This window comes from Vibrio sp. V03_P4A6T147 (genome assembly GCF_002241085.1).
Lineage (GTDB): Bacteria > Pseudomonadota > Gammaproteobacteria > Enterobacterales > Vibrionaceae > Vibrio > Vibrio anguillarum.
Window position 1 is genome coordinate 1 of record NZ_NDIO01000280.1, and the last position, 6,080, is coordinate 6,080.

At 47.2% G+C, this 6,080-nt stretch carries 6 protein-coding genes; 4 read left to right on the plus strand and 2 right to left on the minus strand.

Annotation, left to right across the window (positions count from 1 at the left end; all coding sequences use genetic code 11):
* Positions 1-92 precede the first annotated feature (92 nt).
* Positions 93-980 carry a carboxylating nicotinate-nucleotide diphosphorylase gene (gene nadC, locus B9J84_RS10915; RefSeq protein ID WP_094124126.1) on the minus strand — a complete coding sequence of 296 codons (888 nt, stop codon included), beginning with the start codon at positions 978-980 and terminating at the stop codon, positions 93-95.
* A 124-nt stretch (positions 981-1,104) separates the two neighbouring features.
* Between nadC and ampD the strand changes: the two genes are divergently transcribed.
* Positions 1,105-1,656, plus strand: a complete 552-nt coding sequence (ampD, locus tag B9J84_RS10920; protein ID WP_404207054.1) for a 1,6-anhydro-N-acetylmuramyl-L-alanine amidase AmpD — start codon at positions 1,105-1,107, stop codon at positions 1,654-1,656.
* A 21-nt stretch (positions 1,657-1,677) separates the two neighbouring features.
* Here ampD and fldB read toward each other — a convergent pair whose 3' ends face one another.
* Positions 1,678-2,196, minus strand: a complete 519-nt coding sequence (fldB, locus tag B9J84_RS10925) for a flavodoxin FldB (RefSeq protein ID WP_094124128.1) — start codon at positions 2,194-2,196, stop codon at positions 1,678-1,680.
* A gap of 151 nt (positions 2,197-2,347) precedes the next feature.
* Between fldB and xerD the strand changes: the two genes are divergently transcribed.
* The 3 genes from xerD to recJ are packed head-to-tail and all read left to right on the plus strand — an operon-like array spanning position 2,348 to position 5,824.
* Positions 2,348-3,256 carry a site-specific tyrosine recombinase XerD gene (gene xerD / locus B9J84_RS10930; RefSeq protein WP_094124129.1) on the plus strand — a complete coding sequence of 303 codons (909 nt, stop codon included), beginning with the start codon at positions 2,348-2,350 and terminating at the stop codon, positions 3,254-3,256.
* A 13-nt stretch (positions 3,257-3,269) separates the two neighbouring features.
* Entirely contained in the window at positions 3,270-4,043 is a 774-nt protein-coding gene (locus tag B9J84_RS10935; protein WP_013857678.1) for a thioredoxin fold domain-containing protein, read from the plus strand.
* A gap of 41 nt (positions 4,044-4,084) precedes the next feature.
* Positions 4,085-5,824: a single-stranded-DNA-specific exonuclease RecJ gene (recJ, locus tag B9J84_RS10940; RefSeq protein ID WP_094124130.1), complete on the plus strand. Its 1,740-nt coding sequence runs from the start codon at positions 4,085-4,087 to the stop codon at positions 5,822-5,824.
* The last annotated feature ends 256 nt before the right edge of the window (positions 5,825-6,080 follow it).

Sequence of the window (6,080 nt, forward strand, 5' to 3'; positions counted from 1 at the left end):
TTTGATACGCAAGCAATAAAAAAAGGAAGCTCGTCCGGCTTCCTTAACTATTTGAAATTTTTGATCTTTATTCCAATAATTGATGTAATTAATTACTGAAAGCGCATTGAGAGATCGAGTGCTTTAGTGTGCTTAGTCAGCGCGCCGACTGAGATGTAATCGACACCGGTTCGCGCGTAATCGCCAATGGTTTCTAATGTGACGTTACCAGAATTTTCTAAAGCCGCGCGGCCTGCGTTAATTGCTACCGCTTCGCGCATCATCTCAATACTAAAATTATCCAGCATAATGATGTCAGCGCCCGCTTGAATCGCCTCTTCTAACTCTTGCAAGCTTTCGGTTTCGACTTCGACAGGTTTACCGGGGTTGAGCTGTTTAGCGGTGCTGATGGCTTGGGTAATACCGCCACAAGCAATGATATGGTTTTCTTTAATTAAATAAGCATCAAACACGCCAATACGATGGTTAAAGCCGCCGCCACACGCGACAGCATATTTCAGTGCGCTGCGCAGGCCAGGGATAGTTTTGCGTGTATCAAGTAGTCGGCATTCGGTGCCTTCTAGCTGTTTGGCATACTGAGCGGTAACGCTGGCACAGCCTGATAAGGTTTGAATAAAGTTCATCGCATTGCGTTCACCAGTCAGCAGCGCGCGAGCTGGGCCCTCAAGGGTGCACAAAATTTGGTTTGGCTTAACTTGATCGCCATCTTGGACATGCCAGTCAATTTTCACTTCACCACCAAGTTGTTTGAAGACTTCCTCTGCCCATGCTTGGCCACAAAATACGCCATGTTCACGGGTGATGAGAGTCGCGGTATTGCGCGCATCCGCTGGAATAAGGTTTGCGGTGATATCAGCAGTCGCATCCAAGCTGCCACCGAGATCTTCTCTGAGTGCATCGCTAACGGCACGAGTAATTTCCAATGGGAGTTGCTGTTTCAGATAATCGAGGCGTTGTTGGCTGTTGTGTGTATTTTTCATCGCAAATCTAATATGGTGTTGAACAGAGTGAGAATGATACGCTGAGTTTTACTCAAATTCAGCCACTAATCTCGCATTTCCTCTGGCTAAGGTTCATTTTTGTGTGGGTGTAAGGGGTCAACTGATGATCGATAAAAAGGGTTGGTATCAAAGCGCACGTCGAGTGCCATCGCCGTTTTATGATCAGCGAAGCGATGCGCAAGATATTTCATTGCTGGTGGTACATAATATCAGCTTGCCTCCGGGCCAGTTCGGCGGCCCATATATTGAGCAGTTTTTCACTGGCACGCTTGACCCGAATCAACACCCTTTTTTTCAAACCATCCACCAGATGCGCGTCTCGGCTCACTGCCTCATTCGGCGAGAGGGAGAAGTAGTGCAATTTGTGCCATTTAATGCCAGAGCTTGGCATGCGGGCCAGTCAAGCTTCTCTGGCCGTGCAAAATGCAATGATTATTCGATAGGGATTGAATTGGAAGGGAGCGATGAGACGGCTTATACACCTGCGCAATATCAAGCCTTAGCGACTTTGACGTGTGCATTGCAGCGGCGTTATCCGCTCATTACCAATCAACGCATTACCGGGCATCAATACATTGCACCACTACGCAAAACTGACCCCGGTTTGGTGTTTGATTGGCGTTGCTATCGAGCCTTGTTGGCAGCAAATGACTAACAACAAATAGCGAACAACGAATTAAATCGAATCGTGATATTCCACTAAAATTTGCTCAACCCAGCATTGAATGCGTTCGTCGCTTTGCTCGTATTGCGAATCTTCATCGAGTGCGAGACCAACAAAGTGGCGGCCATCTTTCGTTAGGGCTTTTGACGCTTCAAAATGGTAGCCTTGGTTGGGCCAGTAGCCAATCAATTGAGCGCCAATTTGTTTTAGCTCATCATGCAGCATCCCCATCGCATCGAGGTACCATTCGCCATAACCTTCTTGATCGCCTAAGCCGAATAATGCGACGTACTTGCCGTTTAGCGACACGCCACCGATTTGATCCCATATTGCGCTCCAATCTTCTTGGATTTCGCCAAAGTCCCAAGTTGAGATACCCAGTATTAAAAGATCATAGTTGCTCATCAAAGAGAGTGGCGTTTCTTTCACATTGTGAATCTCCACCAAATCTTCACCGATGATGGCGCGGATCTTTTCTGCTGCCATTTCGGTATAACAAGTGGTTGAGCCGTAAAACAGACCGATCTTCATAATTTTTTGTTCGTTTAAAGTCAGAATGGTGAATTCTAACCATAAATTGACGCGCTTTGCAGCGATTATCCTGCTAACCCTGTTTTTTTATGGTATTAAACTCGTGGCTCACTTAACCTGAGCAAGGTTATTTTTACTACTGAGGTTTGATGTGGCTGAGCATTTTTCTCCTGACCAAGGAATTGTCGAACAGTTTTTAGATGCGATGTGGATGGAGCGTGGTTTAGCTGAAAACACACTCTCATCGTATCGCAATGATCTGACGAAATTGTTGCAATGGATGCAGCACAATAATTATCGCCTCGATTTTATTAGTGTCACTGGTTTGCAGCAGTACCAAACGTGGCTCGCTGATCAAGACTATAAGCAAACCTCGCGGGCGCGCATGTTGTCGGCGATTCGTCGTTTATTTCAATATCTGCACCGTGAGAAGCTCCGCGGCGATGATCCGAGCGCGCTCTTAATTAGCCCTAAATTGCCGCAGCGTCTGCCTAAAGATTTATCCGAGCAGCAAGTGGAAGATTTATTGAATGCTCCCGATACTAATAATCCTCTAGAATTACGTGACAGAGCGATGTTGGAACTCTTGTATGCAACAGGGCTACGGGTGACCGAATTGGTTTCACTGACCATGGAAAATATCAGTTTACGTCAAGGCGTAGTAAGAGTGATTGGTAAAGGTGGCAAAGAGCGTCTTGTACCGATGGGCGAAAATGCCGTTGATTGGATTGAAACTTTTCTTGAACAAGGGCGGTCTACTTTGCTGGGCGAACAAACGTCGGATGTGGTTTTCCCCAGCCGACGAGCAAGGCAGATGACTCGTCAAACCTTTTGGCACCGAATTAAACACTACGCAGTGATCGCACAAATCGATGTGGAAAAACTCTCTCCACACGTATTAAGGCATGCTTTTGCCACGCATCTACTCAATTACGGTGCCGATTTGCGTGTAGTGCAAATGCTGCTCGGTCATAGTGACTTATCGACCACGCAAATTTATACTCATGTTGCGACTGAGCGACTTAAACAATTACATAGCGAGCACCATCCAAGGGCTTGAAAAGGTGAATTTAATGAGCGTATTACGCCAACTGACTCTTCTTACATTGCCACTTTTTGCTGTGGCGTGTAACGCCGAAACCACAGAGCAAGTGACGTCAACGGCTGTGCAAGCGGCTGCGCTTGATAAAACGGTTTTTGAACAACGTTTTTCTAAACTCGGATTGGAAGTACTGAGTGTTCAAGCCTCTGATATTCCGGGAGTGATTGAAGTGCAAACTTCCGGTGGCGTGCTGTTTTCTGCGCCTGACGCGAGCCATTTTATCGCCGGAACCTTGTATGAATTAGATAAGAATGGTGGTTATGTCGATGTGTTAGCCAAACGCCAAGCGCCCGTTAATGCGGCGAAGATCGCGCAGTTTGAATCGAGTATGATCGAATACAAAGCCGCCAACGAAAAATACGTGGTGACTGTTTTTACTGATATTACCTGTGGTTATTGCACTCGTTTGCATAGTCAAATGAAAGGGTATAACGACCTAGGGATCACCGTGCGCTACATGGCTTACCCGCGTCAAGGCGTTACGGGGCAGGTAGCTGATCAAATGGCCGCTATCTGGAATGCAGATGATAAAATGGCAGCGATGAATGAGGCAAAAACCAATCATAAGTTGCCAGAAGCAGGGCAGAACATCCAACAAGCTAAACAGTTGATTACCAAGCACTATCAGCTCGGGCGTGAGTTAGGCATCAACGGCACGCCTGCGATTTTCCTACCGAATGGCGAAATGGTTGGGGGTTATTTACCACCAGAGCAATTGTTGCAACGCCTTCAGCAGATTCAATAACTTTAGGAGTCGGGCTTGAGTGTTCTTGAGCCCGCTGATTTATGATTGAGATAAAACAAAGACCAGCCCCCGATCTTTCGCAACTTCCTGACACGATTCCAACACTGCTTAAACGTATCTATATCAACCGTGGTATCACGAACCTTGAACAACTCGACAAGGCCGCTAAAGCACTGCATTCCTACCAACAATTAGGTGGCATAGAACGAGCGGTACAACTACTTTTTCACGCCATCGAGCATCAGCAGCGTATCATAGTCGTCGGGGATTTTGATGCTGATGGCGCAACCAGTTGCGCCTTATCTGTTTTGGCGTTGCGAATGTTGGGATCGCACAATGTGGACTATCTCGTGCCTAACCGTTTTGAAGATGGTTATGGCTTAAGCCCTGAAGTGGTCGATCAAGCGATTGAGCTTGGCGCGCAGATGATCATGACGGTCGATAACGGCGTCTCCTCTATCGACGGGGTGCGTTATGCCAAGCAGCAAGGGCTGACCGTCTTGGTGACCGATCACCATTTACCGGGACACGAGTTGCCAGAGGTTGATGCGATGGTGAATCCCAATTTGGCTAACTGCCCGTTTCCCTCGAAGGCATTAGCCGGCGTAGGGGTGGCTTTCTATTTGATGATGGCGCTGTGCGTGCATATGCGAAAAAACGGCTGGTTTACTCGACAAGGCATGAGTGAACCCAAGTTGATGGAGCTAATTGACTTAGTCGCACTAGGTACTGTCGCTGATGTTGTGCCGCTCGATGAAAACAATCGCATTTTAGTGCATCAAGGTTTGCAACGCATTCGCGCCGGGCATGCAAGGCCGGGTATTCAAGCTTTGATTGAGGTTGCTAAACGTGACGCGAGGCGTTTAGTTGCCTCGGATTTTGGCTTTGCGTTAGGGCCACGCATCAATGCGGCAGGGCGCTTGGATGATATGTCATTTGGCGTTGAGCTGCTAATGTGCAATGACATTCACGCTGCGCGTCGAATGGCCAGTGAGCTGGATAGCCTTAACCAAACTCGTAAAGAGATTGAAGAGGGGATGAAGCAAGAAGCGCTGGCTTTTTGTGAGCGCTTACAACTGAGTGAAAATAGCGAATTGCCGCACGGTTTAGTGCTGTTTCAACGCGATTGGCACCAAGGTGTGATTGGTATTTTAGCCTCACGTATTAAAGATAAATATCATCGCCCTGTGATTGCGTTTGCCGATGGTGGCGATGGCAGTATCAAAGGGTCATGCCGCTCTGTTGCTGGGTTACACATGCGCGATGTGCTGGATCGCATTGATACACAAAACCCCGGTTTAATCGCCAAATTTGGTGGTCACGCGATGGCGGCAGGTTTAACTATTGCCGAAAAAGAGTTTGAGCGTTTTGCTGAGCTGTTTGATCAAGCTGTACGTCGCGAGTTAGATGAGACCGCGCTAAAGGGCGTGATTTTATCCGATGGAGAGTTAACACCTGAAGAGTTCTCGATGCACACCGCTGAAACCTTGCGTTCCGGTGGCCCATGGGGGCAGGCGTTTCCTGAACCTCTCTTTGACGGTGAGTTCAAACTACTGCACCAAAAGCTGGTGGGGGAAAAGCATTTGAAACTGATGCTTGAACCGTTATTCAAAGGCCACCCAACCAACATTATGATCGATGGCATTGCTTTTAATGTCGATTTAAGACGCTGGCCAGATGCGTCGGTGAAAACGGTGCGTCTTGCGTATAAGCTTGATATTAATGAGTTTCGCGGCAATCAGTCACTGCAATTGATGATTGATCACCTCGAAGCGAAGTAACGGCTTGATATTTCTCTTCTTTCGATGCATGACATAACCTTCCCTCCCCTTTAAGGGGAGGGTTAGGGTCTGTCTCTTATACACAAATCCCCAAGCCTCTGCTTGGGGATTTTTTTGAACTAATTTTATGTTTCATGATCTGATCATCTAAGCAATAACAAGGATGATTAGAATGACTTATATAGAACCAACCCTCTGGGCACAAAAGCAATTTGGTCAAGCTCACCTCAATGACCCAAGACGTACTCAAAGACTC

Excerpts from the sequence above, each read along its gene's own strand:
- nadC (WP_094124126.1), bottom strand. The coding sequence starts at position 980 with ATGAAAAATACACACAACAGCCAACAACGCCTCGATTATCTGAAACAG.
- ampD (WP_404207054.1), top strand. The coding sequence starts at position 1,105 with ATGATCGATAAAAAGGGTTGGTATCAAAGCGCACGTCGAGTGCCATCG.
- fldB (WP_094124128.1), bottom strand. The coding sequence starts at position 2,196 with ATGAAGATCGGTCTGTTTTACGGCTCAACCACTTGTTATACCGAAATG.
- B9J84_RS10935 (WP_013857678.1), top strand. The coding sequence starts at position 3,270 with ATGAGCGTATTACGCCAACTGACTCTTCTTACATTGCCACTTTTTGCT.
- recJ (WP_094124130.1), top strand. The coding sequence starts at position 4,085 with ATGATTGAGATAAAACAAAGACCAGCCCCCGATCTTTCGCAACTTCCT.